Annotated in this window: 20 protein-coding genes, 1 tRNA gene and 2 pseudogenes; 13 read left to right on the plus strand and 10 right to left on the minus strand. The window is 37.1% G+C overall.

The window, feature by feature from the left end:
- The first annotated feature begins 89 nt into the window (after positions 1 to 89).
- The 3 genes from mgtE to BHF68_RS04800 all read left to right on the plus strand — a co-directional run bounded on the left by mgtE (position 90) and on the right by BHF68_RS04800 (position 4,188).
- A complete protein-coding gene (gene mgtE / locus BHF68_RS04790) occupies positions 90 to 1,463 on the plus strand; it encodes a magnesium transporter (protein WP_069642533.1) in 1,374 nt (457 codons plus the stop codon).
- Between the two features lie 171 nt (positions 1,464 to 1,634).
- Positions 1,635 to 3,464, plus strand: coding sequence for a UbiD family decarboxylase (locus tag BHF68_RS04795; RefSeq protein WP_069642534.1), 1,830 nt, complete (start codon positions 1,635 to 1,637; stop codon positions 3,462 to 3,464).
- 1 nt (position 3,465) lies between these two features.
- Positions 3,466 to 4,188, plus strand: coding sequence for a lysophospholipid acyltransferase family protein (locus BHF68_RS04800; protein ID WP_069642535.1), 723 nt, complete (start codon positions 3,466 to 3,468; stop codon positions 4,186 to 4,188).
- 118 nt (positions 4,189 to 4,306) lie between these two features.
- Here BHF68_RS04800 and BHF68_RS04805 read toward each other — a convergent pair whose 3' ends face one another.
- The 4 genes from BHF68_RS04805 to BHF68_RS04820 all read right to left on the minus strand — a co-directional run bounded on the left by BHF68_RS04805 (position 4,307) and on the right by BHF68_RS04820 (position 7,539).
- Complete coding sequence (locus tag BHF68_RS04805; RefSeq protein WP_069642536.1) at positions 4,307 to 4,801, minus strand: ferritin family protein; 495 nt, start codon at positions 4,799 to 4,801, stop codon at positions 4,307 to 4,309.
- 120 nt (positions 4,802 to 4,921) lie between these two features.
- The gene (locus tag BHF68_RS04810; protein WP_069642537.1) at positions 4,922 to 6,484 is read right to left on the minus strand and encodes a GMC family oxidoreductase; all 1,563 of its coding nucleotides are present in this window, start codon (positions 6,482 to 6,484) and stop codon (positions 4,922 to 4,924) included.
- Positions 6,481 to 7,092 carry a gluconate 2-dehydrogenase subunit 3 family protein gene (locus BHF68_RS04815; protein ID WP_069642538.1) on the minus strand — a complete coding sequence of 204 codons (612 nt, stop codon included), beginning with the start codon at positions 7,090 to 7,092 and terminating at the stop codon, positions 6,481 to 6,483. Before BHF68_RS04815 ends, BHF68_RS04810 begins: the two co-directional genes overlap by 4 nt.
- A 12-nt stretch (positions 7,093 to 7,104) precedes the next feature.
- On the minus strand, positions 7,105 to 7,539 hold the full coding sequence (locus BHF68_RS04820) for a hypothetical protein (RefSeq protein WP_069642539.1): 435 nt from the start codon (positions 7,537 to 7,539) through the stop codon (positions 7,105 to 7,107).
- A gap of 208 nt (positions 7,540 to 7,747) precedes the next feature.
- On the opposite strand from BHF68_RS04820, the gene BHF68_RS04825 reads away from it, so the two are divergent.
- Positions 7,748 to 7,966 (plus strand): zinc ribbon domain-containing protein, encoded by a 219-nt coding sequence (locus BHF68_RS04825; RefSeq protein WP_069642540.1) that lies wholly within the window; start codon positions 7,748 to 7,750, stop codon positions 7,964 to 7,966.
- A 21-nt stretch (positions 7,967 to 7,987) separates the two neighbouring features.
- Here BHF68_RS04825 and BHF68_RS04830 read toward each other — a convergent pair whose 3' ends face one another.
- The 4 genes from BHF68_RS04830 to BHF68_RS04845 are packed head-to-tail and all read right to left on the minus strand — an operon-like array spanning position 7,988 to position 11,537.
- Positions 7,988 to 8,956, minus strand: coding sequence for a lysylphosphatidylglycerol synthase transmembrane domain-containing protein (locus tag BHF68_RS04830; RefSeq protein ID WP_069642541.1), 969 nt, complete (start codon positions 8,954 to 8,956; stop codon positions 7,988 to 7,990).
- The gene (locus BHF68_RS04835) at positions 8,892 to 9,527 is read right to left on the minus strand and encodes a class I SAM-dependent methyltransferase (protein ID WP_069642542.1); all 636 of its coding nucleotides are present in this window, start codon (positions 9,525 to 9,527) and stop codon (positions 8,892 to 8,894) included. The genes BHF68_RS04830 and BHF68_RS04835 overlap by 65 nt, the downstream gene beginning before the upstream one ends.
- A 24-nt stretch (positions 9,528 to 9,551) precedes the next feature.
- Complete coding sequence (locus BHF68_RS04840) at positions 9,552 to 11,315, minus strand: ferrous iron transporter B (protein WP_069642543.1); 1,764 nt, start codon at positions 11,313 to 11,315, stop codon at positions 9,552 to 9,554.
- Positions 11,316 to 11,537 carry a FeoA family protein gene (locus BHF68_RS04845; protein WP_069642544.1) on the minus strand — a complete coding sequence of 74 codons (222 nt, stop codon included), beginning with the start codon at positions 11,535 to 11,537 and terminating at the stop codon, positions 11,316 to 11,318.
- 210 nt (positions 11,538 to 11,747) lie between these two features.
- On the opposite strand from BHF68_RS04845, the gene BHF68_RS04850 reads away from it, so the two are divergent.
- The 8 genes and pseudogenes from BHF68_RS04850 (at position 11,748) to BHF68_RS15330 (ending at position 22,876) form a co-directional block, all read left to right on the plus strand.
- A complete protein-coding gene (locus BHF68_RS04850; RefSeq protein ID WP_069642545.1) occupies positions 11,748 to 13,643 on the plus strand; it encodes a PrkA family serine protein kinase in 1,896 nt (631 codons plus the stop codon).
- A 144-nt stretch (positions 13,644 to 13,787) separates the two neighbouring features.
- Positions 13,788 to 15,260: pseudogene (locus BHF68_RS15545) on the plus strand (dihydrolipoyl dehydrogenase family protein).
- Between the two features lie 106 nt (positions 15,261 to 15,366).
- A complete protein-coding gene (locus BHF68_RS04860; protein WP_141706234.1) occupies positions 15,367 to 16,737 on the plus strand; it encodes a CapA family protein in 1,371 nt (456 codons plus the stop codon).
- A 95-nt stretch (positions 16,738 to 16,832) separates the two neighbouring features.
- Positions 16,833 to 17,999 (plus strand): sporulation protein YhbH, encoded by a 1,167-nt coding sequence (gene yhbH, locus BHF68_RS04865; protein ID WP_069642547.1) that lies wholly within the window; start codon positions 16,833 to 16,835, stop codon positions 17,997 to 17,999.
- Positions 17,989 to 18,822 (plus strand): annotated as a pseudogene (locus tag BHF68_RS04870) (SpoVR family protein); the annotation flags it as partial. The gene yhbH and the pseudogene BHF68_RS04870, both read left to right, overlap by 11 nt.
- A gap of 448 nt (positions 18,823 to 19,270) precedes the next feature.
- Complete coding sequence (locus BHF68_RS04875; RefSeq protein ID WP_069642549.1) at positions 19,271 to 21,880, plus strand: DEAD/DEAH box helicase family protein; 2,610 nt, start codon at positions 19,271 to 19,273, stop codon at positions 21,878 to 21,880.
- Positions 21,881 to 21,928: 48 nt separating this feature from the next.
- Complete coding sequence (locus BHF68_RS04880) at positions 21,929 to 22,774, plus strand: hypothetical protein (protein ID WP_069642550.1); 846 nt, start codon at positions 21,929 to 21,931, stop codon at positions 22,772 to 22,774.
- Positions 22,765 to 22,876, plus strand: a tRNA-OTHER gene (locus BHF68_RS15330). The genes BHF68_RS04880 and BHF68_RS15330 overlap by 10 nt, the downstream gene beginning before the upstream one ends.
- A gap of 66 nt (positions 22,877 to 22,942) precedes the next feature.
- Here BHF68_RS15330 and BHF68_RS04885 read toward each other — a convergent pair.
- On the minus strand, positions 22,943 to 24,412 hold the full coding sequence (locus BHF68_RS04885) for a recombinase family protein (protein ID WP_069642551.1): 1,470 nt from the start codon (positions 24,410 to 24,412) through the stop codon (positions 22,943 to 22,945).
- A 122-nt stretch (positions 24,413 to 24,534) separates the two neighbouring features.
- Between BHF68_RS04885 and BHF68_RS04890 the strand changes: the two genes are divergently transcribed.
- A complete protein-coding gene (locus tag BHF68_RS04890; protein ID WP_069642552.1) occupies positions 24,535 to 24,753 on the plus strand; it encodes a hypothetical protein in 219 nt (72 codons plus the stop codon).
- A 137-nt stretch (positions 24,754 to 24,890) separates the two neighbouring features.
- Here the strand turns inward: BHF68_RS04890 and BHF68_RS04895 are convergent, their stop codons facing one another.
- On the minus strand, positions 24,891 to 25,259 hold the full coding sequence (locus BHF68_RS04895; RefSeq protein ID WP_301553599.1) for a helix-turn-helix domain-containing protein: 369 nt from the start codon (positions 25,257 to 25,259) through the stop codon (positions 24,891 to 24,893).
- Between the last annotated feature and the right edge of the window lie 3 nt (positions 25,260 to 25,262).

Here is a 25,262-nt window from a genome sequence, read left to right on the forward strand (position 1 = left end):
ATTTCATCACTCTATGTCATATGAAATAATAGAGTTATTTTAGTATTGTGTGAATTAGTGTCCCTGCTTGTTATAAGGGGGAATTGCATATGGTAAAACTTGATCAGCATACGGTTGAGCAATATACACAGTTAGTCATTTATGCATTAAATGGTCAAAATAAAGGTAAATTTCGTGAACTATTCCTAGAGCTGCACCCGACAGACCAAGTAGAATTGTTCTCTGGTTTTGATGAAGTGCAGAAAGCACTAGTGGTTGAGTACTTAACTCCTGAGGAATTTGCTGAAATATTTCAGGGGATGGAGTCTGAAGATCAGAAGGAAGTTGTTAGAGAGCTAGAAGATGGTTATGCATCAGAGATGCTAAGTAATATGTACACTGACGACTTAGTTTCTTTCTTAGGTGAACTAGAGGAACAAGAAGCTAAGGATATAATAGAACAATTAGATATAGAAGATGCCAAAGAGATTAATGAAATCTTAAATTACGAACCAGATTCTGCTGGTAGTATCATGACAACAGAATATATATCTATATGCACTTCGGATACAGCTAGCAAGGTAATGGAACGTCTACGTGAGCAAGAGCCAGAGGCTGAGACTATCTACTACTTGTATGTTGTAAATCAGGTAGAGGAATTAGTAGGAGTACTTTCTTTAAGGGATTTGTTATTCGCCAGATTAGATCAAAAAATCGAAGATATTATGAGCACTAGAATTGTATCTGTCAACGTTAAAACAGACCAAGAAGAAGTAGCTAAGCTAATTAAAAAATATGATTTTCTAGCAATACCTGTAGTCAAAGATGACGGCAAGCTTGTAGGGATTGTCACAGTCGATGATGTTATGGATATAATTGAAGAAGAAGTAGCAGAGGATTTCGGAGAAATCACAGCGACCAAAGGGTCTTCTGACGTTAACATATCATCATTTCAAGCAGCAAAAATGCGTGCTCCGTGGATTTTAATATTGATGTTCTTAGGTCTTGTTACGGCTGGAATTATCGGTCAATTTGAAGACACTTTAGCTACGATTGTACTATTAGCAGCTTTTATTCCGATGATAATGGGATCAGCTGGGAACACAGGAACACAGGCCCTTGCTGTAATGGTACGTAGCATAGCAATCGGTCAAGTAAACAGGTCTACGGTTCGGCAGTTAATACGCAGGGAATTTGGGACTGGGATTATCTTAGGAATCATATGTGCGATAGCATTATTGGTTATAATACCTGTCGCATATTTTACTTACGATGCTAAGTTTATGTTAGCATTTATAGTAGCGTTTTCACTACTATGTACCTTAAGTATTGCAACAATGATTGGAGCTATTATTCCAATACTAATTAACAAGCTAAAGATTGATCCTGCAGTTGCCTCAGGACCGTTTATTACCACACTTAATGATATAATAGGTTTATTAATATATTTCTATATTGCTACGATGTTCCTTGAATATTTATAATTTACTATAAAAACATCATGAGCGTATGATAAAGCTTATTCCACAACATGGGATAAGCTTTCTATTTTGTATTAGGTAGCATTAACAGAAATGATATATATATGGTATAATTGATACGGTTTGTTTACGGATATAGGAATTAAAATACATATTATACAAGGAGACAGTACTATGTATAAAAACTTAGAAGAATGTATTTTAGATTTGGAAAAGCATGGTCATTTAATAAGGATTAAAGAAGAGGTAGACCCTTATCTTGAAATGGCTTCTATTCAATTAAAAGTCTATGAGGCAGGCGGTCCTGCGTTATTTTTTGAAAATGTTAAAGGAACAAAATTTGGTGCAGTATCGAATTTATTCGGAACAATTGAGCGCAGTAAATTCATCTTCCGTAAAACCTGGGATGCGGCGCAAAATGTCGTTGCCCTCAGAAATGATCCTATGATGGCGTTAAAAAATCCTTTTAACCATGTGCGTACTGGACTAGCAGCGTCTAATGCTTTACCTAAGAAGCTATCTTCAAGTCTACCAGTAGGCTTTCAAGAAATCAGTATTTCAGATCTACCACTGATTCACCATTGGCCAGATGACGGTGGTGCATTTATTACGCTACCGCAAGTATATAGTGAAGACCCAGATAAACCAGGAATAATGAACTCAAATCTTGGCATGTATCGTGTACAACTAAATGGCAATGACTATGAGTTAAACAAAGATATAGGAGTACACTACCAAATTCATCGTGGTATCGGTGTCCACCAGGCTAAAGCTAGCAAAAAAGGTGAACCACTAAAGGTAAGTGTCTTCATCGGCGGACCACCAGCCCATACACTAGCTGCTGTTATGCCATTACCAGAGGGCTTAAGTGAAATGACCTTTGCGGGATTATTAGCTGGACGTCGCTTCCGTTATAGCTATATAGATGGCTATTGTATCAGTAACGATGCAGATTTCGTTATCACTGGTGACATCTACCCTCGGGAAACGAAGCCAGAGGGACCATTTGGAGACCATCTAGGCTACTATAGTTTAGTTCATGAGTTTCCGGTAATGAGAGTACATAAGGTCTATGCAAGGGAAAATGCCATTTGGCCATTTACGGCTGTTGGTCGTCCGCCACAGGAGGATACTTCTTTTGGTGCACTTATCCATGAGCTGACAGGGGATGCAATTCAACGTGAAATTCCAGGCGTCAAGGAAGTCCATGCCGTAGATGCGGCAGGTGTTCACCCGCTACTGTTTGCTATAGGAAGTGAACGCTATACACCATACCAACAGGCTAAACAACCAGCTGAGCTATTAACAATTGCCAACAGAATATTAGGCTCAGGACAGCTCAGCCTTGCTAAGTATTTGTTCATTACGGCAGAGGATGACAAGCCTTTAGACACACATAAGGAAGAAGAGTTTATTACTTATATATTAGAAAGAATCGATTTGCATAGAGATATCCATTTTCAAACAAATACGACGATTGATACGCTAGATTATACGGGTACAGGCTTAAATACTGGTAGTAAGGTCATTATTGCTGCATATGGTGATAAAAAGCGCGATTTATGCACAGAAGTACCAGCAAACTTACAGGGGTTAGATGATTTTAAGAACCCTAAATTGGTAATGCCAGGGGTAGTTGCAATCGAGGGACCGAAGTTCTCAACACATGCTGACACAGAAACAGAAACTCAGAACTTAAGTAACGCTATTAAAGAAAAGGGACCTATGCCAACGTGTCCAATGATAATATTATGTGATGATAGTCAGTTCATTAGTGAGGATATTAACAACTTCCTATGGGTTACCTTTACTAGAAGCAACCCTTCCCATGATATTCATGGTGTTAATGGCTATTATGAGTATAAACATTGGGGCTGTGATAATATAATTATTGATGTAAGGACAAAACCACATCATGCTCCGGCGTTAATTCCTGATGCAAACGTTGAGAATAATGTTAAGCGCTTTTTCGCTAAAGGGGCAAGCCTAGAGGGAGTGTTGTAGTATGCTACGGACAGTATATTTTTTCACTCGTTTTGGTTTACATTTAATTTCTACATTGCATACATCCTATAAATTTAATAAGTTGGGCAAGGAAGGTAAGCTAGAAGAACAAAAGACTTTCTTAGATGAATCTGCGAAGGCTTGGGGACAATACCTTGTTGAACGGACTGGAAGCACAATTCATGTACAAGGTAAAGATAATATTCCTGATGGTCCTTGCCTAATAATCAGTAATCACCAGAGCAACTTTGACATACCAATATTGGCTGGCTATCTAGATAAACCCTTAGGATTCATTGCAAAAAAAGAGCTTGGTAAGGTTCCAATCATGTCTACATGGATGAAAAGGGTTAAATGTGTTTTTATTGACCGCCAGAATCCACGTCAAGCTATTAAAGCTTTAGGTGAAGCGACGAATTTCTTAAAGGAAGGCCATACACTCGTTATATTTCCTGAAGGAACCCGAAGCAAAAGCGCTAAAATGGGTGAATTCAAAAAGGGTAGCCTAAGAATTGCAGAGAAAAGCGGTGTGCCAATAGTACCTGTTACAATTTCAGGCTCGTATAAGATTTATGAAGGGAATGGCAGTCGCGTTCGTCCTGCAGAAGTAAATGTGATTGTTGGCGAGCCGATATACATAAATCAGCTCACTGACGAGGAGAAGGATCAACTACTAGATAACCTTAGACAGCAGTTTCAGCATAATTTAGACGCATTGCAATAGAATTGGTTGTAGTTGTAATTGATAGATAAAAAGGGACAAGCCTGAATCATCAGGAAGTCCCTTTTTTTGGTGCATAATAATTAAGTACTCTGTATTAACTTAGCGTATAGAAGTTAGCTTAAGCTGGGGAGAACCGCTGTCTTTCCCACCAATCTTCTTTTAGTAAGTCGTAGTTTTTTTGGAACAAATCTAGATGCTCAGATTCCCAAACAATCAGCTTTTCATATAACGCCTTTGCCTCTGGCAATTCTGTTTCCTTCATTGCCTTATAATAGTAATCAATCGCGTTTTTCTCCATTGTTACACCAATTCCAAACACTGAAACAGCTAGTGAACCACTTTCTGGAGATACATTTTTCCAGCTAAAGATTTGCTTGGTCTTCTCAGGGACTTCAAGCTTGCTATAATCAATGCGAACATCACGCTTTTCATTAATATCCTGATACAGCGAGCATAACCAGTCCTGATGCTGTTTTTCTTCTTCAGCCAAGAATAGTAAAGCAGCTTTGACGTCTTCTTCTTTGGCCTGTTCGGCAGACATCTTATAAAACTCGTAACCCTCTTTTTCAATTAGAATTGCCTGCTTCAAAATTTCCAATTCTTTTATACTCATACTAATTGCCTCCTTTTACATATTTATATTTGTTTTGTTTTATATTCTTTTAACCTTTGTGCTTGGTACTACCTTTCGATATCTTTAGTTTAAAAGACGAATGCTACAATATACAACTAATTAGCTGTATTCATGTATAATATAGTCTGCTGTTCTTTCTGCAAGAGCCATAACAGTTTCAGTAGGATTAAGTCCAGCTGAAGTAACGAATACACTGGCATCACATATGAACAAATTATCGATATCGTGACTTTGACAGAATTCGTTCACCACTGATGTGCTTGGGTTTGCTCCCATGCGACAACCACCCATAAGGTGAGCAGAGTCAGGTGTCACATATTCAACACCGCCGCCAGCAGCAAATAAGATATCGCTCATCTTCTTGACAGCGTGGTCTATTAACTTCAAATCGTTGTCTCCGTAGCTAAAATTAATCTTAGCTAACGATACATCGTAATTATCCATCTCGTTAGCGAGAGTTACACAGTTATCGTAATTTGGGAGTACTTCACCGACTAAGGTTAAGCGCCCATAATAGTTATAATCAAGCATTGTATCGTGTAGCTGTTTACCCCAGATTCCAGCACGTGATGCCAGTTCGCCAGCAATTCCTAAGGGTCTAGCACCATGGGCGTGAATTGAATAGCCCCTAGCAAATCCACGTTTTGCATCAGTCTCATAGAACTCCTGTGTAGTTGCTAAGACAGGTGTGCCTTTATATAGTCGGATTTCGTCGGCGAATTTAGCATATACATCATGACTACTATGGGGCATGATTCCATGACCAACCCAGCCGCTACTATTAGCAAGTCCGTTAGGATGCTGCTCTGTGGCTGAATGTAGTAAGAGTCTAGGTGACTCGACTGCAAAGGCGGATAGAATTACAACCTTAGCCTTTTGAATATATTCCTTGCCATGGTAAACAAAGCGCACACCAGTGACTCGACCAGTTTGGTCAGACATAATCTCCGTTACTGTAGAGTTGTCCAGTACAATCGCACCAGCAGTCTTAGCTTTCGGTATATGGTGAATAAGTGTGCTGAACTTAGCATTAGGCATACAGCCCTGGTTACAAAAACCACGGTTAATACAAGGCGGTCGACCTTCAAATGGAGCTGATAAAATAGCCAGTGGAGCTACAGATGTTTCAATACCAAGCTTTGCTGCCCCATTCATAAACATATAGGAATTAGGGCTAAGGGGCTCGCGCTCTGGATAGGGATACGGTCCGTTGAAGCTACCCCAAGGAAAGAATTTCGGACCAGAAACAGCAATATCACGTTCAACTTTGTCGTAATAAGGCTCCAAATCTACATAAGAAATAGGCCAGTCTTCACCAACGCCGTCTTCAGATTTAGTCCGAAAATCTGATTCGTGAAACCGCAAAAACACTCCAGTGAAATGGACTGTTCCACCACCAACGCCTCTTCCAGAGTTATTAGAACCCATACATAAGGGGTTATCTCCAGTGACGATGCGAGTATCATTCCATGCTAAACGTTTCATAGCTAGTTCATCAGAGGCGAAATCCTTCTGAGGGTCCCTTGTTGGACCAGCTTCTATGACAACAACCTTAAGCTTTGCCTCTGACAGTCTCCTAGCTAACACACCGCCTGCGGCACCAGCACCAACAATTACTACATCAACCTGTTCATCACTATATTTCCACTTTAATGTACTCATTCTGTTTGCGCCTCCCATGGATCAAGCTGTCCAAGGCCTGCTCGCACGTAGCCCCTAGGATAGGCGGGACCACCATAGCCTATTGCTGACCAGACGACTGGATGGGAATAATATGCGTCAACGGTTAAAGATAATAGCTTCTTAAAAAAAGCTTGCTGCAAACGGATATCCCATTCATTTATGTTTCCCTTAGCGAGTTCTTCAAGCACTGCAAGCTGGGCATCTGCATTCGATTCAATAAAGCGCATAGAATTATATCTTTTTGTAGCAGAGTTTAAAAGTTCTAATCCGTGTCTTATTAAATCCTTAGCACTAGGAATCCCCTCTTGACGTTGATTTTCGCCAATTTGGCTCGATAGAGTAGAGTCAATGTGTCGGATTATAAAGTATAAGATTTCCTCGTTTTTATCGTGAATTAAGTGAGCACAGACACGCTTTAATAATTCTACTTCTGCCAGAGTCAAGTAATTCGTAGTGTATGAATATTCTAATCTACCCAATACAATATCCCGAGTATGGGGGTCCCAATAATCCTGCTGCTCAAGCACATGATACTTTGGGTAGTGTGTTACTTTTTTAGTTTCTTGTTGCACATAATCATCTGTCATAGTATATCCCTCCTAAGACCACCATGTAAGCACATAGGCAAAGTTGTTAAGGACCTGCTGATAAATAGACATCATACCTAATCCAGTTAGCGCAACAAATAATAGTGGAAGAATGATTGGGGGTCCGATTAAGAAATTCCTGAGTTTATAGCCATCAACCCGTAGCCCAACACCCTTAACGTGATAAAAAAAGCCTATTAAGCCATCAAGAAATCCAATAGCTAGCATAATTGCATAGAACCAAAACAACCATTCAGTCGGCCTTAATGCATAAGTGGCTGCGACGATAAACATAATAGGAGTGAAGATAACAGGCCCCCACATCACCCATTTGTTTAAATTTTGTCGATAATGAAACAATGTCACCTGTATTCCTATCAGTAGAAATGTAATACCAATAAACATTGCCAATACACGTTCGGCGGCCCAGGGCAACCATTCAAACATAAAGTCACATCCAATCTCATCTAATCTTTAATGGGAAGGCTTTTAATAATCATTTTCAGCAAAACCTACACTTTGTAGATAGTATTTATCATTTTGAGTAGAATCATTTATAATATTAAGGAATCATTTATAATAGATGAGAAATAGATAGTATGTCGTATTAGACAATCAGTTTTTTGAAAATAGGAAATTTGGAAGGAGAGTTATTATGCCAATCTTTGATTTGCGTTGCAAAGAATGCAAGCAGGAATATCAAGTGCGTGCCTCATATGAGGAAAGGCAAGATGCACAGTGTCCAAGCTGCTCAAGTACGAAAAAAGAGCCTGTATTTAAGGCTAATATAAAAGGGCCAGTCAGTCCAAAGGGGACTGGAGCAGGAGGCTGTCCGTCGGCTGGAGGGTGTCCAGGGGCATCTAGTTTTGGTTGAGGCTAATAGAGGTTGACTAGTTTAGTCAAAAGATTTCAATAGTTGCTGTCCCCCGAGGTACAAAGCACTTACTGCGAATACAAACCAGAATGTCACAAAGCGGATAATAAGTGCTAACAATAGAGCCTCATGTAAGGCAACCCCTAAGGGAGCTAATAACAGTACCATACTACCTTCAAAGGTGCCAAGTCCACCTGGGGTTATAGGAACCATAGCAACCATATAGGTCAAATATGTAATGACGGCAATAGCGATAAATCCGATATCAACCTGTAGAGAGAGTGCAATATAATATGACTTAACGGCAAAAAACAGCCAAATAAATGTTGATAATATTAGCTGCGATGTCAAAACATATTTATCTTTTAAGGCACTTTTAATGGTAGCATCAATGGTAGTCATACTAGTACAGATTCTGTCCTTAAAAGACTCCTTCACAGGTAGATAAGCTACCAAGCTGTGTATTAGCATAGGCTTCTTTATGAAAGCACCTAATAAGGCAACAAAGGCAATAATAAATAAAAGACCAATAATTAATGCCACACTCTCGGTGCCAAAATCGCTAAATGTCAATAAAAACCAGGATAAGGAAACAATACAAAGGAATAAAAAGCAGACCATGCTTATGGTTTTCTGCAAACCAACGAGCGCAAGCGCTTGGCTAGTGGAGTTGTTAAGGTGTGGTTTTAGGAGAACAACCTTAGCGGCTTCACCACCAGCCTTCGCAGCTGGTGTGACACTTTCAACAAAAGTGCCCGCCATGTTGATATGAAAGATATTTTTAAAAGGAATTATACAACCCATCTTTTTAGCAATTAATTGCCATTGTAAGCAGATTAGGTAGATAGTGATTATTTGTAAAAAACAAGCAAATAAAAGCATATCTTTACTTACTGATGCAAGGCTTGAGGTGATTTCGCGAAAATCACTTTGCCACAGAAGCAGTGCTATTAATATTAACCCGAGAAGCGTAAGCATTAGCTTCTTCAAACCGTTCACCTCTAAGTCCTTTGATAAATAACAGCGTTTCACTCATTGTAGAATTTTTTTGACGTGTGGATTTACACATATCGCAAAGGCATTGATTGCTTAAGCAGCTATAAAAACTACCTAAACAATCGTGAGCGCAGCGGACGAGCACACGAGATCCTTGTTTTGAACGATTTAGTACGTTTGATAGAATACGATCTTGCGGCATTGCTTGTAGTGCGATATGGGTGACGGTGAAATCTGATGTATCAATACTTTGACCATCACCAAGGCGAATTTCAATCAAATTTTCTAAACCAAAAATAGAAATAGCTTGCTTGGCATAAAGGGTAGAAAGATAGTGGACATCGATAACAGTAACTTTAGCCCTTGTGTCCCGAGCGATTTCAATAGCAGTCCACGGAAACGGTCCACCACCAATACACAAGACATGATCTTTTTTTGTGATGTTTGCCAACTCAATCTCCCGCTTTACAATCGGGTTGTAGTATAGCTTACAGAAAAAACGCAAAGTTGGGGAGACAATGGCTGTTTCCTCAATCTTTTTTGTTAAAGAAGCTATGATACTCATAAAATCACATCCAAAAGTCGTTTTTTAAAACAAGGCCATAATAAATTGAACACCATGATTTATCAGGCCACCTACTAAAAAGGCAATTGCTATCGTAGATAAACTAATTAAAGCTGCAACTTTTAGCTTGAACTCCTTAACTAAAACGGCAAACACTGATAAGCAAGGAAGGTAGAATAGAGCAACAATTGATCCAACAAACATTTGTAGTGTAGATAGCTCAAGTTCAATTAACGGTAGTACTCCTAACTCCCTACGTATAACTCCTAAAACTAATGCGAGACTTGCTTCAATCGGTAGACCTAACCACCTAACAACAAGTGGTTGAATATATACACCTATAATATTTAATAATCCTGTTTCGACAATAATAGCTGCTAAACCGATTGCAAGAATCATTGGTATTTCTGCTTCTATTAAAAAGTTTTTAGTCCGTACCCAAATCTTCTTTAATAATGCAGGGGCACTAGGTAATAAAAGATTCGGTATTTCTAAAAGCATGGAGTCTATTTTTCCTGGCATAGCTCTGTTAAGCATTAATCCACCAAGGAATATTGCCGCAAATGAGACCATGTATACTAGCACCAGCATCAGAACAGAGTGATCACCTAATAGTGCGATAAAGGCTCCAGTCTGGGCGGTGCAGGGGACGGCGAGGGATACGACACCTGCGATAATTATCCGTTCCTTATAGGTAGTTGCAGTTCTTGAACCTAGTACTGCCGGTACAGCACAACCATAGCCCATCATAAAAGGAACAATACTGCCACCTTGTATTCCTACACGACGCAATATACCATCCATTAAGACTCCTAAACGCGGTAAATAGCCACTATCCTCTAAAAATGAAAGAGCAACATAAAAGAAAAACACATAAGGAAGTATAAGTGCAATTGGCCATTCGATACCCTTGATAAGCATACCAAACTCACCGACAAGGATATTTAGAAATACTCCTTCTGGGACAAACTTAGAGACGATACCAGTTATCCAAGGAGCGTAAACGTCGTTAACAAGTGGTAATAACACAGCTCCACGAAGAGCTTTACCACCGCCTACAACAACGGCTACCGCTAGACTTAGTACAACTAATGCTATAGGAATTCCAGGGAACAGTTGCATAGAAGCATCGCCTAAACGGTCCAGGAACGAAGGTTTTTTGTTATGTACCTTTTGTACCTTTTCTATGATTCTAGCAACTTCTGACCAGCGCTCGTCTGAAGTTTCAGGGATTTCTGTTTCAGCAACTTTTTGACCGAATGCGTAATCCCAGATAGTATCTTTAAGTTCCTTAATACCTATATTACGCGTCGCAATTGTTGGTATTACAGGAACCCCTAACGTTTCTTGTAATTTTTTAACATCAACCTCAATGCCTTTTCTCTCGGCTACATCTAATAGATTCAGGGCAAATACAGTTGGAATCTTGTACTCTAGCACCTGATAAGCAAAATGAAGGCTACGCTCTAAGTTGGTTGCGTCTAATACGCAAATAATTCCGTGCGCGCCCTTATTCATGAAATCGACTGCTACCTGCTCAGCAGGAGACGAGGCTTCTAAGGAATAGGTACCTGGAACATCAACTAAAACGGCCTTCTGTTCGTCGTATGTAATCTTACCTTGCGTAAAGCTAACTGTGGAGCCTGTATAATTAGCAGTTAAGACATCCATCCCTGTTAATTTAGAGAAAATAACACTCTTGCCGACGTTAGGATTTCCCATTAACAGAAAACGTAATTCACCATCTATGAGAGGAAGCTCTCTTCCTTCAGCATCACAACACTTCAACTAGTACACCTCATTTAAAGAAATCTCAATTTGCTCAGCAATATCTTTGCCAAGAGCGATACAGCGTGAGCCGATTTGCACAACTATAGGTCCGCCAAAAGGCTGCTTAGTTACTACAGAGACTGGTAAACCCTCACGCAAACCCATTGAATGGAGTAGTTTAATTGCAGGTAGACTCTTAATAGTGCAAGAAGCTTTTTTCTTTAAGGTATATAAAGGCATTACTATGCACCTCCGAATATGATAACAATTATCATTGTTATTGATAAATGTTATCATATATTATGCGGGAAATCAATACTTTCTCCACACTTTCTACATATTTTTTTAAGCTTGGCTATTTCTCTTGTTCGGTAAACATTCTAGTTTGCATGCATAAACATAGTATAAATATATCAGTTAGGCAACCTATACTACTTTGGAGGGGTGCTTGTGAACATACTAGACAAAATTGCGGCCCATCGTGAGCAAGAGTCAAAGCTGAAATGGGAAGGCACATTTGCAGATTATTTAAAAATTGTAAAAGAGAAGCCACATGTGGCAGATACGGCACATACAAGAATATATAACATGATTGCAGAAGCTGGAATGGAAAAGAAAAATAATACAACAGAATACAAATTTTTCAGCAAGGAAATGTTTGGACTAGAAAAAGCAATTGAGAGGTTAGTTGAAGAATATTTTCATTCGGCTGCAAAAAAACTAGATGTCCGTAAACGTATATTACTCTTGATGGGGCCAGTTAGTGGTGGTAAATCAACGATTGTCACGATGCTTAAGAAAGGCCTAGAACAATATACACGAACAGATAACGGCGCTGTCTATGCTATAAAAGGCTGCCCAATGCATGAAGACCCCCTACATTTAATACCAGCTGAGTTGAGGGATGACTTATATAATGAAATGGGCATTAAGGTTGAGGGTAACCTCTGTCCAGTTTGTCGTGTGCGCGTAGAGGAAGACTATAAAGGAAAAGTTGAGCAGGTGCTCGTAGAGCGAATTATATTTTCTGAAGATAACCGTGTTGGTGTAGGCACGTTTAGTCCCTCGGATCCTAAATCGCAGGATATTGCGGATTTAACAGGTAGCATAGATTTCTCGACGATTGCAGAGTATGGCTCTGAATCTGATCCAAGGGCGTATCGGTTTGACGGTGAGTTGAATAAAGCTAACCGCGGGTTAATGGAATTTCAGGAGATGCTTAAATGTGATGAGAAGTTTCTCTGGCACTTGTTAAGCTTAACCCAGGAGGGGAACTTCAAGGCTGGCCGCTTTGCCCTAATATCCGCAGATGAACTGATAGTCGCCCATACAAACGAAGCCGAATATTGGTCATTCATTAGTAATAAAAAGAATGAAGCCTTGCAATCACGGATGATAGTAATGCCGATTCCATACAACCTAAAGGTTTCAGACGAAGAAAAGATATACGATAAGTTAATTAGGCAAAGTGATATGAGCGATGTTCATATTGCTCCGCATACATTTCGAGCAGCAGGAATATTTTCGATTCTAAGCCGACTAAAGGATTCAAAAAAGCAAGGTATGGATTTATTGAAGAAAATGCGCTTATATGATGGTGTGGAAGTAGAAGGCTTTAAAGATAAAGACGTCAAAGAGCTGCAAAACGAATGGATAGATGAAGGTATGACGGGCATTGATCCACGCTACGTAATCAACCGCATTTCAAGTGCTCTAATTAAACGAGACACGGAATGCATTAATGCCCTGGATGTATTGCGGGCACTTAAAGAAGGATTAGATCAGCATCCTAGCATATCTAAGGAAGATAGAGACCGCTATCTGAACTTCATTGCAGTCGCCCGTAAGGAGTATGATGAATTGGCTAAGAAGGAAGTGCAGAAGGCCTTCGTGTACTCCTATGAAGAATCTGCTAAGACATTATTAGAAAACTATCTAGATAATGTTGAGGCATACTGTAATTCGCAGAAAATAACAGACCCGATAACTGGGGATGAAATAGATCCAGATGAGAAGCTAATGCGCTCTATTGAAGAGCAGATAGGCATATCCGAGAACGCAAAGCGTGCATTCCGTGAAGAAATCATGATTCGTATATCTACCTATGCACGGAAAGGCAAGCGCTTTGACTACCATTCCCACGATCGGCTTCGGGAAGCAATCGAAAAGAAGCTGTTCGTAGATTTGAAGGATGTAGTCAAGATTACCACATCCTCAAAGACTCCCGATGAGGTCCAGTTGAAAAAAATCAACGAAGTAACAAAGCGTCTAATCGAGGAATATGGCTACTGCTCAATCTGCGCTAATGAGCTATTAAGGTATACGGGAAGTTTGTTGAATCGGTAAAAAATAAGTGATGGAATAAAGGCGGACACATTATATTTGTGTCTGTCTTTTTTAATGCTGATTAACTTTTCAAACAACTTTAAGGTATTATTACTAATAGATGCTAGATTACTCTATGGGATTGGATGGGAGATGAAAGATTTTATGAAACAATACGATCTTATTGTTATCGGTGGTGGAGCAGCTGGTCTTACGGTAGCAGCTGGAGCATCCAGCTTCGGAGCTAAGGTTGCCTTAATTGAAAAGGAGCAACAGCCTGGTGGAGATTGTCTACATTATGGCTGTGTACCATCAAAGGCATTGTTAGAATCAGCAAAAGAAATATATAACATGAAAAAAGCCGCCAACGAATTTGGGGTTCAAGTGACTGGTGAGATTAACTTTTCTCGTGCTAAGCAAAGGGTAGAGGCTGCCAAGAAGATAATTGAAAAGCATGATAGTGTTGAGCGATTTGAAGGACTAGGAGTAGATGTTTATCATGGACAAGGCTCCTTTAAAACGAACAAAGAAATAGTCATAAATAACACAAATCAAGAGCCAAAGACTATTTATGGTAAGCGTATAGTCATTGCTACAGGATCCCGTCCTTTTATACCTGATATTCCTGGCCTAGAACAAATCGATTATGTTACTAATGAGACCATCTTTGACCTCGAAGAAGCTCCAAAGCGGTTAGTAGTTATAGGTGGTGGACCGATTGGGTTAGAAATGGCTCAAGCTTTTTCAAGAATTGGTTCACAAGTGACAGTTATTGTGCGCTCAGACAGAATTTTTGCTAAAGAAGATCAAGAATTAGTCCCATTTGCTACTGAAGCGTTAGCGAAAGAAATAAACTTTCAATTCCTTTCAGAGGTGTACAAGGTAGAGCTACTAGATTAAACGAAGAAAACTATGCGTCTTCACATTCAAAGAAAAAGCCAAGAAAGTAACAAAAACTCCCAAGGGCCAACGACAATAGAAGCAGATACGTTGTTAATAGCGGCTGGAAGAAGGTGCAACATTGAGTCTTTAGGCTTAGAAAAAATAGGGGTACAAATAAAGAATAGTAAAATTGTAGTTAGCGATACCTTACAAACTACTGCTTCTAATATATATGCCGTAGGTGATGTTATTGGTCATTATCAGTTTACCCATGCTGCTGGGCATGAAGGAAAGGTTGTAATAGCAAATGCGTTATTCGGTTTAAAGAACAAAGTACGATACGATAATCTTCCTTGGGTAACATATACAGATCCAGAGTTTTATCACGTGGGGTTAACGGAAAATGAGGCCCGTCAACAATATGGTAATGACATTGAGGTATACAAGGTGGCTGGGGATGATGTGGACAGATTTGTCACTGACCATTGTACTGATGCGTATCTGAAGATTATCACAAGTAGCAAAGGGCATATATTAGGAGCCCACGCTGTTGGGAAAGGTGCTAGTAATTGGATGCAAGAGATTGTCTATGCCAAGCAACATGGACATAAACTCGGTAACATTTCTAAGGTGATACACCCGTACCCAACACATGGTGCTATCTTGCAAAAAGCAGCTGATCAATATTGGCGCAAAACGTTGTTTTCTGGAACATTACCGAAAATTGCAAAGAAATATATTCAATGGTTTCGGTAAGAGATAGAAAGTTATATTTCATTTTACCTGGAAATGGTTGATTTCCCCTGTAGGACGAACTATTATAGTAGAAACGAGCGTTTTTCATATTTTTCTAATAAAGAAGGTGAATGCTATCAATAAGAAAACTTATATAATAACGTTTTTAGTTATATTCGGACTAGTAGGTGCTGGGTTTATTGCTTTAGCAATGCAAACGGCAGATACTAATGAAAAGAAAGACAATGATTCATACATAGAACAAATCTCATTAGAGAATGCTGAAAATCTTGAAGAACTAGCCTTAGAAGAACAAGAGCAGGAAGAGATTGAAGTCGAGGAACCGATTAGAACATTACGTATAACCGCAGTTGGAGATTTAATGGTCCATAGCCCACAAATCACGGCGGCATATAATCGTGAAACCCAGACATACTCCTACTATGATAATTTCAAGTACGTGAAACCTTATATTGAGCGTGCAGATATTGCCATCGGAAACCTCGAGACAGTTTTTGCTGGCCCAGAATCAGGCTTCACAGGCTATCCGTTATTTAACACACCTGATGAGTTTGCTGATGCACTTAAGTTCGCTGGATTCGATACGATTATAACAACTAATAACCATTCTATCGACAGAGGAAAACAAGGGCTACTAAGAACAATCGATGTTCTAGAGGAAAAGGGCTTTGATTTTGTTGGTACACGGCGCAATAAGGATGAACAAAGCTACATCGTTAAAAACGTTAATGATATTAATGTAGGGATTACAGCGTATACATATGAGACGCCAATGGTTAACAATCGAAAAGCAATAAATGGGATACTAATGAATAACGAGCTAGCAGCATTGATAGACAGCTTTAGCTACGAGAGACTCGATGAGGATTTAGCTAAGATGGAAGAACGCATCATGAAGCTACAAAATGCAGGCTCTGACTTAATTGTAGTTTACCTACACTGGGGTAATGAATACGCAACAACGCCGAATCACTACCAGAGAAGGATAGCAAGTGAACTGGCTGCATACGGGGCAGATATTATCATCGGCAGCCATCCCCATGTAATTCAACCCTATGAAATTATATATAATGAAAATCGTGGGACAGAAACAGTAGTATTCTATTCTCTAGGTAATTTTATTTCAAACCAAAGGGTAGAGTATTTAGGGACTTATCTTACTGAAAACGGAATTATAGTGAATATAGATATTGAGAAGAACAAAGATGGGACAAGTATTCAAGGAATATCATACACTCCGACTTGGGTACACAAATACAGAAAAGATGGAGTAAATCAATATGATATATTACCACTACCAGATGCTATACAGGATATAGAAGCCTTTAATTTACAGGAAAACAAGCTGCAGAGAGTAACTAACGCAAAAGCATCTACAGGTGAGATAATCACCAGTGAGAGCAGCGGAAGGCTATACTTAGAAGCGTTTTTAGAGCAGGAAGAATTATATAACATATCAGAAGTCTCTACTCAGTAATGGGTAGGGCTTTTTTTTGCCAAGAAACATTTGCATTATCACGCATACATATAGATATAAGAAAGCTTAGTAGGTTCCTGGGGGTGAATTTCTATATGAATGAACGCTTATTTATCCTTTCAAAAGACGATTGGTCACTACACCGCAAAGGATATCTCGATCAATCAAGACATCAGGAAAAAGTAAAGGAAGCCATCAAGAAGAATATCCCAGACTTAATTACGGAAGAGTCAATTATTATGTCTAGGGGTAAGGACGTTGTCAAAATTCCGATTCGCTCCTTAGATGAATTTCGTTTTCGTTATAACTTTAATAAACAACAGCATACAGGGCAGGGTGATGGCAAAAGCAATGTTGGAGACGTTATAGCCAAGGACCAAGCTGGTAGACCCGCTAATGGAACCAGTAAAGGTGATGGCGCTGGCGAACAACCTGGTGTTGACTACTATGAGGCTGAGGTTTCCGTGGATGAATTAGAAGAAATCATATTTAAAGACTTAGAGCTACCGAACTTAGAGCAAAAGGAGAATCAACAGATTACAGTTGATGACATTCGGTTCAATGACATTCGCAAAAAAGGCTTAACAGGAAATATTGATAAAAAGCGTACAATAATTGAAAATCTAAAACGAAATGCGAGAAATGGCAAAGCTGAAATCGGCAACATATCAATTGATGACCTGCGCTATAAAACCTGGGAAGAAATCATTATCCCGCACTCTAACGCAGTCATTATAGCAATGATGGATACCAGTGGAAGTATGGGACAATTCGAGAAGTATATTGCCCGCAGCTTTTTCTTCTGGATGCTCCGATTTCTCCGTACCCGCTATGAGAAAGTAGAAATTGTATTTATTGCACATCACACAGAAGCGAAAATTGTGACTGAGGAAGAGTTTTTCACCAAAGGCGAAAGCGGTGGTACCATTTGCTCTTCAGCCTATCGGTTAGCCTTAGAGCTTATCCACTCAAAATACAACCCTGCACGCTATAATCTATATCCTATACATTTTTCCGATGGAGACAATCTAACATCTGATAACGAACGTTGTATTCAATATGTGAAAGAGCTAATGGAACTTAGTAGTATGTTTGGATACGGTGAGGTGAATCAATATAATCGCCATTCCAGCTTAATGACTGTATATAATCACATGGAGCATAAGAAATTCCGTAAGGCAGTGATCAGGGAACGTCCCGATGTTCATAAAGCCTTGAAAACTATGTTTAGTAAGCAGGAGGTGACTGCCATTGAACGATAAGGAAATGATTCAGTTAGAACAAGCTATTCAGGACATTATGGATATAGCAAATAGCTTTGGTCTAGATTATTTTCCAATGCAATATGAGGTCTGTCCAGCAGACATAATATATACAATTGCTGCTTATGGAATGCCTACACGCTTTTCACACTGGAGCTTCGGTAAATCCTTTCATCGTATGAAGCTACAATACGATTTCAACCTCAATAGAATCTATGAGCTCGTAGTCAACTCCAACCCTTGCTATGCATTTCTCCTAGACGGGAATAACTTAATTCAAAACAAACTAGTATCAGCCCATGTGTTAGGACATAGTGATTTTTTCAAAAATAACAATAGATTCCGTAATACATCTAGGAATATGATAGAAAGCATGTCAGTAGCAGCAGAAAGAATTAGAAGCTATGAACTAGAGTACGGTATTCAAACGGTGGAAGAATTCCTTGACTCGGTAATATCCATACAAGAACACATCGACCCAACTCTATTTAGAAATACTAACAAGAATAATAGTGCAAATGAGCATGTGAATAAAAAGAAGTCAGAGCTAACAAGTTCTGCGAGAGCTACAGAATATGACGACCTTTGGGAATTAGACGATAGACAGTATGAAAAAGAAAACAATGACAGAAAACCAAGGCTAAGCGCCTGTAAGAAATTTAATAAAGAAGTAACAGAGAAAGACTTACTATACTTTATTATGGAGAACAGTAAAATACTAGAGCCATGGCAGAAGGATATCATCTCTATTATACGCGATGAAATGCTCTATTTCTGGCCACAGATAGAAACGAAAATCATGAACGAAGGCTGGGCTTCCTTCTCCTAAGGTGCTTAAATTGTTTTAGATTATTCATATTATAGCATAAAACAAAAGATTCAAATAACTATTGTTATGTAATAACAAGCTCGACGATATGATATTTAATCTGAATAACTAGCTTTAAATGACTGTTCATTCAATATTGCTAGTTAAATATAAATCTTCCAAAACTTATATAGATCTGTTAACAAGTCACAATATTAATATGGGAATAATGTTACGTGAATATTTCAAACATTCAAGAGAACTGAAAATTAGTTCTTCTTTTTTATTGGCAAATTGTGTATGGTAATGTTAAAATTTAAAAAAACATTGCTATTTGACAATTTTCAACATTTTTCGAGAAAGGAAAACGGAAATTTTTGTTGAAGAGACTATGATAGAGATAAGATGTTTCTAGAAATATTTCGAGAGGTTAAAAAATGAGGAAAGAAGGAAGTGTTAAGTAATGGGGTTTAGAATAAAAACTAGGGAAAATGTAAACTTTGATACTCCTCAAGAAATGTATAAAGACAATAAGAAAAGGAAAATTAATGGACCTCTAGATTATCAATCGAAAATGATAGATCAATATATGGAAAAAGATGTAATTAACAAAAAAGATATCGCAATAGAGTTACCTACTGGTAGTGGTAAAACACTAATAGGATTATTGATAGGAGAATATAGAAGAAGAAAAAACAAGGAAAAAGTTGTATATTTATGTCCTAATAACCAATTGGTTTATCAAGTGGTTGACAGAGCTACAAACGTATATGGAATAAAAGTTCATGGCTTTACTGGTAGTATTAGAAATTATAATCCTGATTCAGTATCAGCGTATAATAGAGCTGAAACAATTGCTATAACTAATTATAGTAGTCTTTTTAATAATAATTCTTTTTTTAGTGATGCAGATATTATTTTATTAGATGATGCACATAGTTGTGAAAATTATATTGCCAGTGTTTGGTCATTAGAAATATCCCGCACTAAACATGTCGAGCTTTATTGTTCTATGGTAGAAAACTTGAAAGATGTACTTGAAGAAACTCTATATAATAGAATGGTTAATAATAATCCTATGGCGCAAGATATTTATTGGTGTGATAAATTACCTAATGTACAATTTATTGGTAAAGCAAATGAGCTTTCGCCTATTATTGAAGAATATGTACAAGAAACGAATTTGTGGTATTCATGGGAAAAAATTAAACATAATTTGCACGCATGTAATATGTATTTGAGCTGGGGAGGAATATTGATAAGACCTTATATACCGCCTACTTTGACGCATCACCCATTTGAACAGGCGAAACAAAGAATATACATGTCAGCTACTTTAGGTAAAAGTGGTGAATTAGAGCGTATTACAGGAGTAAAAAACATTAAAAGATTAAAGATGGTAGCGGAATGGGATAAAAAAAGTATTGGGAGAAGATTTTTTATATTTCCTAATGCTTCGTTTTCACATGAAATGAATATGGAAGTATTATTAATGATTAAAAAAATGACAAATAGAATGCTAGTCTTGGTTCAAGATGATAACAGAGTTAAATCTCTTCAAAAGATATTTAATGATAATACAAATTCGGAAGTATTTTCTAGTAGAGACATTGAAAAATCGACCGATGAATTTGTCAAATCTCAGGATGGAGTAGCTATATTAGCAAATAGATATGACGGAATTGATTTAGATGGGGATAAATGTAACATGTTAATAATCGGCGATCTTCCATCGGCTACCCATTTACAGGAAAAGTTTATTACTAGCAGAATGGCTGCTTCAGTTTTATTTAATGAAAGAATAAGAACAAGAATAATACAAGCGATTGGTAGATGCACACGCTCTGATGTTGATTATGCAGCTGTATGTATATTTGGTAATGAACTTGAAAACTCATTAATTTCACCAAAAAAAATTACTCATTATCACCCTGAATTAAGAGCCGAGTTAGATTTTGGGTACGAGCAATCAACTAATCATGATTCTATTGATAGCTTTCTAGGACTATTAAAGTTATTTTTTGAACGAGGGCCTGAATGGGAAGAAGCTGAAGCCCAAATTATTAATATGAGAGATGAAATTATTGAATCAAATACTTTAAATATTGAAAGCAAAGACTTTGAAAAATTAAGATTATCATCTGCACACGAAGTAGAATATCAATATGCTTTATGGAAAGAAGATTATGAAGAAGCGTTAAAACAAGTAGATATTATTATTTCTATACTTTCTGGTGACACTTTAAAAGGGTATAAAGGTTTTTGGAACTATATGGGAGGATATATAGCTAATCAGATTTATAAAAAAGGTTTAGATAATTACTATGAAGTTTCAAGAAGCTATTTTAAAGAGGCCTCAAACTCCACAAAGTCGATTAATTGGTTTAATAAAATATTAGACCGAAGGGAAGTTAATATTACACAGCACAACGATTTAGGTATAGTAGACGTTATAGAGAGAATAGAACTACAAATCGTTCGTGATGGAATTAAACATAGTGGTAATTTTGAAAGAAAAGCAAAAGAAATTCTTGAACTATTAAAGAGTGATGATGGAAACGATTTTGAAAGAGGGCATAAAGAACTAGGTACACTACTTGGATATCATTCAGATAATTCTAACGGTCAGGCAGATCCAGATCCTTGGTGGATATTAAATGATAAATTATGTATTGTTTCTGAAGATAAAATATATAAAGAAGAAATAAAAAAAATACCAGTAAAACATGTAAGACAAGCTATCACCCATGAAAATTGGATAAGAGATAAGATAGATATATTGAAAAGAGATGCGATTATAGAAACTATAATGATAACGAATGCTGATAAAATTGAAGAAGCAGCATCAATACATGGCAAAAATATTTGGTATATTAACAGAGACGAATATGTTAATTGGGCAAGGAAAGCTATTGAGGCGATACGAAAGTTGCGCAGATGCTTTTTGGAGTCGGGTGATTTGCTATGGCGAATAGAAGCAGAAAAAATTCTTAATGAAGAACAAGTATCACCACTAGATTATTTAGAGTTTATTAAGAAAAAGAGATTATCAGAATTAATTAAAAATGAGTAATACAATATAGCATTTTTCATAAATTAGTTAAACAGCAGGTGGTGCAAAATGGATAAATATCGCAGTCCGTATTTTCGAATTTTTAACAAAAACATATCTGTCCTTAATAATAATCTATGTTTCTATTTGTTTGTTATGAAACAGTTTGAAAAAAACACAAAAAATGGTTTAATTAATAAAGAGACAAAGTTTATTAGTGAGTTGTTTAAAGAAAATATGTATAGTAAATCTATAAATGTTAAAGTGAAAGATTTAGAGACTGAGATAAAAAATTACGAACGAACAATGTTATGTGGTATTTTTATTCATATGTATTCATATTTAGATTTTTTTTTAGAACAATATGAACAAATGTTTAAAGATATAAAAGTTGATGAAGGTGAAAAAACTAGTAGGTTACAAGCTTTACTAAATAGAATTGATAAGAATCTTAAAGAAGATGATATTTTTGATGATAGTTTTCTGTACACATTAAAGTATATAAGACTAAGAAGAAATAGAATTATTCATGATAATGGTCAGAATTCTAAAGATATTGCTTTCATTATTCGTTATAAAGGAGAAAAAATAGTAGATTATTGGCAAAACAAGCTTCCTAAAAATGTTATAGATTTCCGATCTGAGAATCTTTCTTATTTTACTCATGATGAATTGATAGGATATTTTAATATCTCAAGATTAATGTGTAAGGAAATCGATAATAAACTTCTTAAACATTCAAATCGAATTTTTATATTAGATGAGTGTTTGAATCAGTTTTTACAACAAAAACTTACTAAGTATCCACCAAAGATTTTTAGTAGAAAGTTTTCTAAATTTTCTACTGATTCATTTGGAATAAAATTTACTAAAGACGAATTAGAAAGTTGTTATAATAAATATATTGGGGTGTAGCTCAGCGGTAGAGCGCCCTCCTTGGAGAAAACCTTACATTAGGGTTTTGTCCAAGAGGGGACATCTATTACGGCATAGGTTCGAATCCTATCACCCCAACCAATTTTAATTATATATACATATCCTAGTACATTAAGTAGCTTCAAATACTTTTGGCTATGTAATAATTTAATTTCTTAAATATATTTTAATATCAGTGGAATTTTTAATTAAAATAATTTTTTCAATGAGTTTAAAGATTAACGCCTTGGATTCTTCAATTGTTAGAACTTCTAAAGACTCTAAAATTTCGGATGTCTTTTTTTGTATATCTTTTGTGATTTTTCCGATATCAAATTGATCTTCCTGAACCATCTCAATTTCTTTAAGCAACTTTATATCTTGCTTCATTCTATCCTTTTCTAATTTCAAATCTTCAATAGTAATTAACCCAGCAGAATAAGCTTCCACCTTCCGTTCATAACGCTTCTTAGCTACATTGATCCTATCTTGTATATTGCTTATGTATTTTTCTTTCTTCTGCTCTATAATCATAGGCACTAAAGATTCATCTAGTGAATCAAGTAATTTCTTTAAACCCTCCTTGAACCACTTCTCAACATCATCAGCACGGTACTGCTTACTTGTACAAGTCCCTTTATTTTTATTAGCTGAACAACGATATACTCTATAACGTTTATTCTTCGAACCCGACCAGCCTATACTCATACCAGATCCACAATTACCACACTTAAGAAGTCCACCAAGTAAATGCGGACTGGATTTAGCTCGAGGAGCAATTTGGGTGCCATTAACACGTTTTTGGACGGATTCCCACTTGTCTTCATTAATAATAACTGGTAAGCAATCGTCAAGAGACACCCATTCGCTCTCATCTTTTTCCTTACGGCTCTTCTTACTAGAATCAACACGGTTCCATACTAAAGTTCCCTTATAAGCTGGATTGGTAAGCATTAGTTTCACTGAGCGTAATGACCATTCTTTATTAAAGCGAGAAGGGATTCCTTCTTCGTTTAGCATTTTTGCAATAGCAAAATAGCCTAACCCTTTCTCAAGGTAGGCATCATAAACTCTCTGCACAATTTTAGCTTCTTCATCATGTACAACTAACTCTTTATCCTGAAGCCTATAACCGTATGGACTTTGGGTAAGCCATTTACCACCTTTAGCAGCATGAAACATATTTTCAAAAACTCGCTCGCGAATTCGTTCGCGTTCAAATTCAGCCACTGCTCCTAATACCTGTAACGTTAATCTTCCAGAGGGTGTATTCGTATCAAAGGATTCACTTATTGATATGAATGAAACATCGTGTTCTTGAAATAAATCAATCATCTTAAGGAGATCTAATAACCTTCGACTCATACGATCTAGCTTTGTAACCATTACTTTAGAGAGTTCGCCAGCTTTAACTTTTGCCAGCAATTTATTGAGTTGAGGGCGGTCTGTTGATTTTGCTGAATAACCATCATCAACAAATACTAATGGAGTAATATCCCAGCCCATAGCACGACAATATGACTTTAACCGTACTTGCTGTTCATCTAGAGAAACACCTTCACGTGCTTGTTCATCTGTAGAAACACGACAATAGAGAGCTATGGATTTGTCAGTATTTTTATCAATTGCTTTTGCCATAGGTTATCCCTCCTTGCGTTTGTCCTATATATATGCGGAGTAAAATTTAATCATGAGCTTGTAAGAATTTTTAGGGTTGTCCCCCTTATGTAATCACATAAGTTTTATCAGGGGGAGATAATATGGATGAAGTGAAAGTAACATTTACTATAAAAAATGATGATACCGATATTTCGTTCGAATCATTTGAAGAGATATCTGATCCAACCGTTCTGAAGCAACTAAAAGAGAAGTTTGCCACTTGGTCAAAACAAGTTAGAAAAGCAGCAGCAGAACATTTAGTAAAAGAACAGCTCGGTGACGAAAAGGCAAAGCAAATTACCATAGGTTTTGAAAAATAAATCCATTAAACAGCAAAACGAGAGCTAACCAGTCTATATAGGTTATACTCTCGTTTTTTCTTGAGATTATTCATCTAAATAAAAAACATTTAGTTTAATGAATAATTTAGATACTACAGTAAATGATAACAGTGAAATTATTTAACTAACACTTTGCTATTAAATACATCAATACCTTGTTCAACTACTGATAAAAGATAATTAGCTAGTTCTGGGTTATTGTTGTTCAGGTCTTTTAGTAAATCATTCACGTGGTTCAGTCTGAAAATAAACTCCTTAAGATTAGCATTTTCCTTATTTGTACTGATAAAGAAGTCACTAAGAGTAACATTAAGCTCTTCTTGTAAATTTTGAATCAAAGATAGTTGAATGGTCTCTGTTTTTCCAGTCTCTAGATTACTCAGGTACCCTGCTGAAACATTTAATCGTGTTGCCATTTCATTTAAACCTACACCTTTTTGCAAGCGAAGCATTCTAATTCTTTTACCTAATTGTGTATACATCATTAC

It is taken from the genome of Desulfuribacillus alkaliarsenatis (assembly GCF_001730225.1).
Lineage (GTDB): Bacteria > Bacillota > Bacilli > Desulfuribacillales > Desulfuribacillaceae > Desulfuribacillus > Desulfuribacillus alkaliarsenatis.

Coding starts and splice junctions, on each gene's coding strand:
- mgtE (WP_069642533.1), top strand. CDS start 90: ATGGTAAAACTTGATCAGCATACGGTTGAGCAATATACACAGTTAGTC.
- BHF68_RS04795 (WP_069642534.1), top strand. CDS start 1,635: ATGTATAAAAACTTAGAAGAATGTATTTTAGATTTGGAAAAGCATGGT.
- BHF68_RS04800 (WP_069642535.1), top strand. CDS start 3,466: ATGCTACGGACAGTATATTTTTTCACTCGTTTTGGTTTACATTTAATT.
- BHF68_RS04805 (WP_069642536.1), bottom strand. CDS start 4,801: ATGAGTATAAAAGAATTGGAAATTTTGAAGCAGGCAATTCTAATTGAA.
- BHF68_RS04810 (WP_069642537.1), bottom strand. CDS start 6,484: ATGAGTACATTAAAGTGGAAATATAGTGATGAACAGGTTGATGTAGTA.
- BHF68_RS04815 (WP_069642538.1), bottom strand. CDS start 7,092: ATGACAGATGATTATGTGCAACAAGAAACTAAAAAAGTAACACACTAC.
- BHF68_RS04820 (WP_069642539.1), bottom strand. CDS start 7,539: ATGTTTGAATGGTTGCCCTGGGCCGCCGAACGTGTATTGGCAATGTTT.
- BHF68_RS04825 (WP_069642540.1), top strand. CDS start 7,748: ATGCCAATCTTTGATTTGCGTTGCAAAGAATGCAAGCAGGAATATCAA.
- BHF68_RS04835 (WP_069642542.1), bottom strand. CDS start 9,527: ATGAGTATCATAGCTTCTTTAACAAAAAAGATTGAGGAAACAGCCATT.
- BHF68_RS04845 (WP_069642544.1), bottom strand. CDS start 11,537: ATGCCTTTATATACCTTAAAGAAAAAAGCTTCTTGCACTATTAAGAGT.
- yhbH (WP_069642547.1), top strand. CDS start 16,833: ATGAATGAACGCTTATTTATCCTTTCAAAAGACGATTGGTCACTACAC.
- BHF68_RS04875 (WP_069642549.1), top strand. CDS start 19,271: ATGGGGTTTAGAATAAAAACTAGGGAAAATGTAAACTTTGATACTCCT.
- BHF68_RS04880 (WP_069642550.1), top strand. CDS start 21,929: ATGGATAAATATCGCAGTCCGTATTTTCGAATTTTTAACAAAAACATA.
- BHF68_RS04885 (WP_069642551.1), bottom strand. CDS start 24,412: ATGGCAAAAGCAATTGATAAAAATACTGACAAATCCATAGCTCTCTAT.
- BHF68_RS04890 (WP_069642552.1), top strand. CDS start 24,535: ATGGATGAAGTGAAAGTAACATTTACTATAAAAAATGATGATACCGAT.
- BHF68_RS04895 (WP_301553599.1), bottom strand. CDS start 25,259: ATGATGTATACACAATTAGGTAAAAGAATTAGAATGCTTCGCTTGCAA.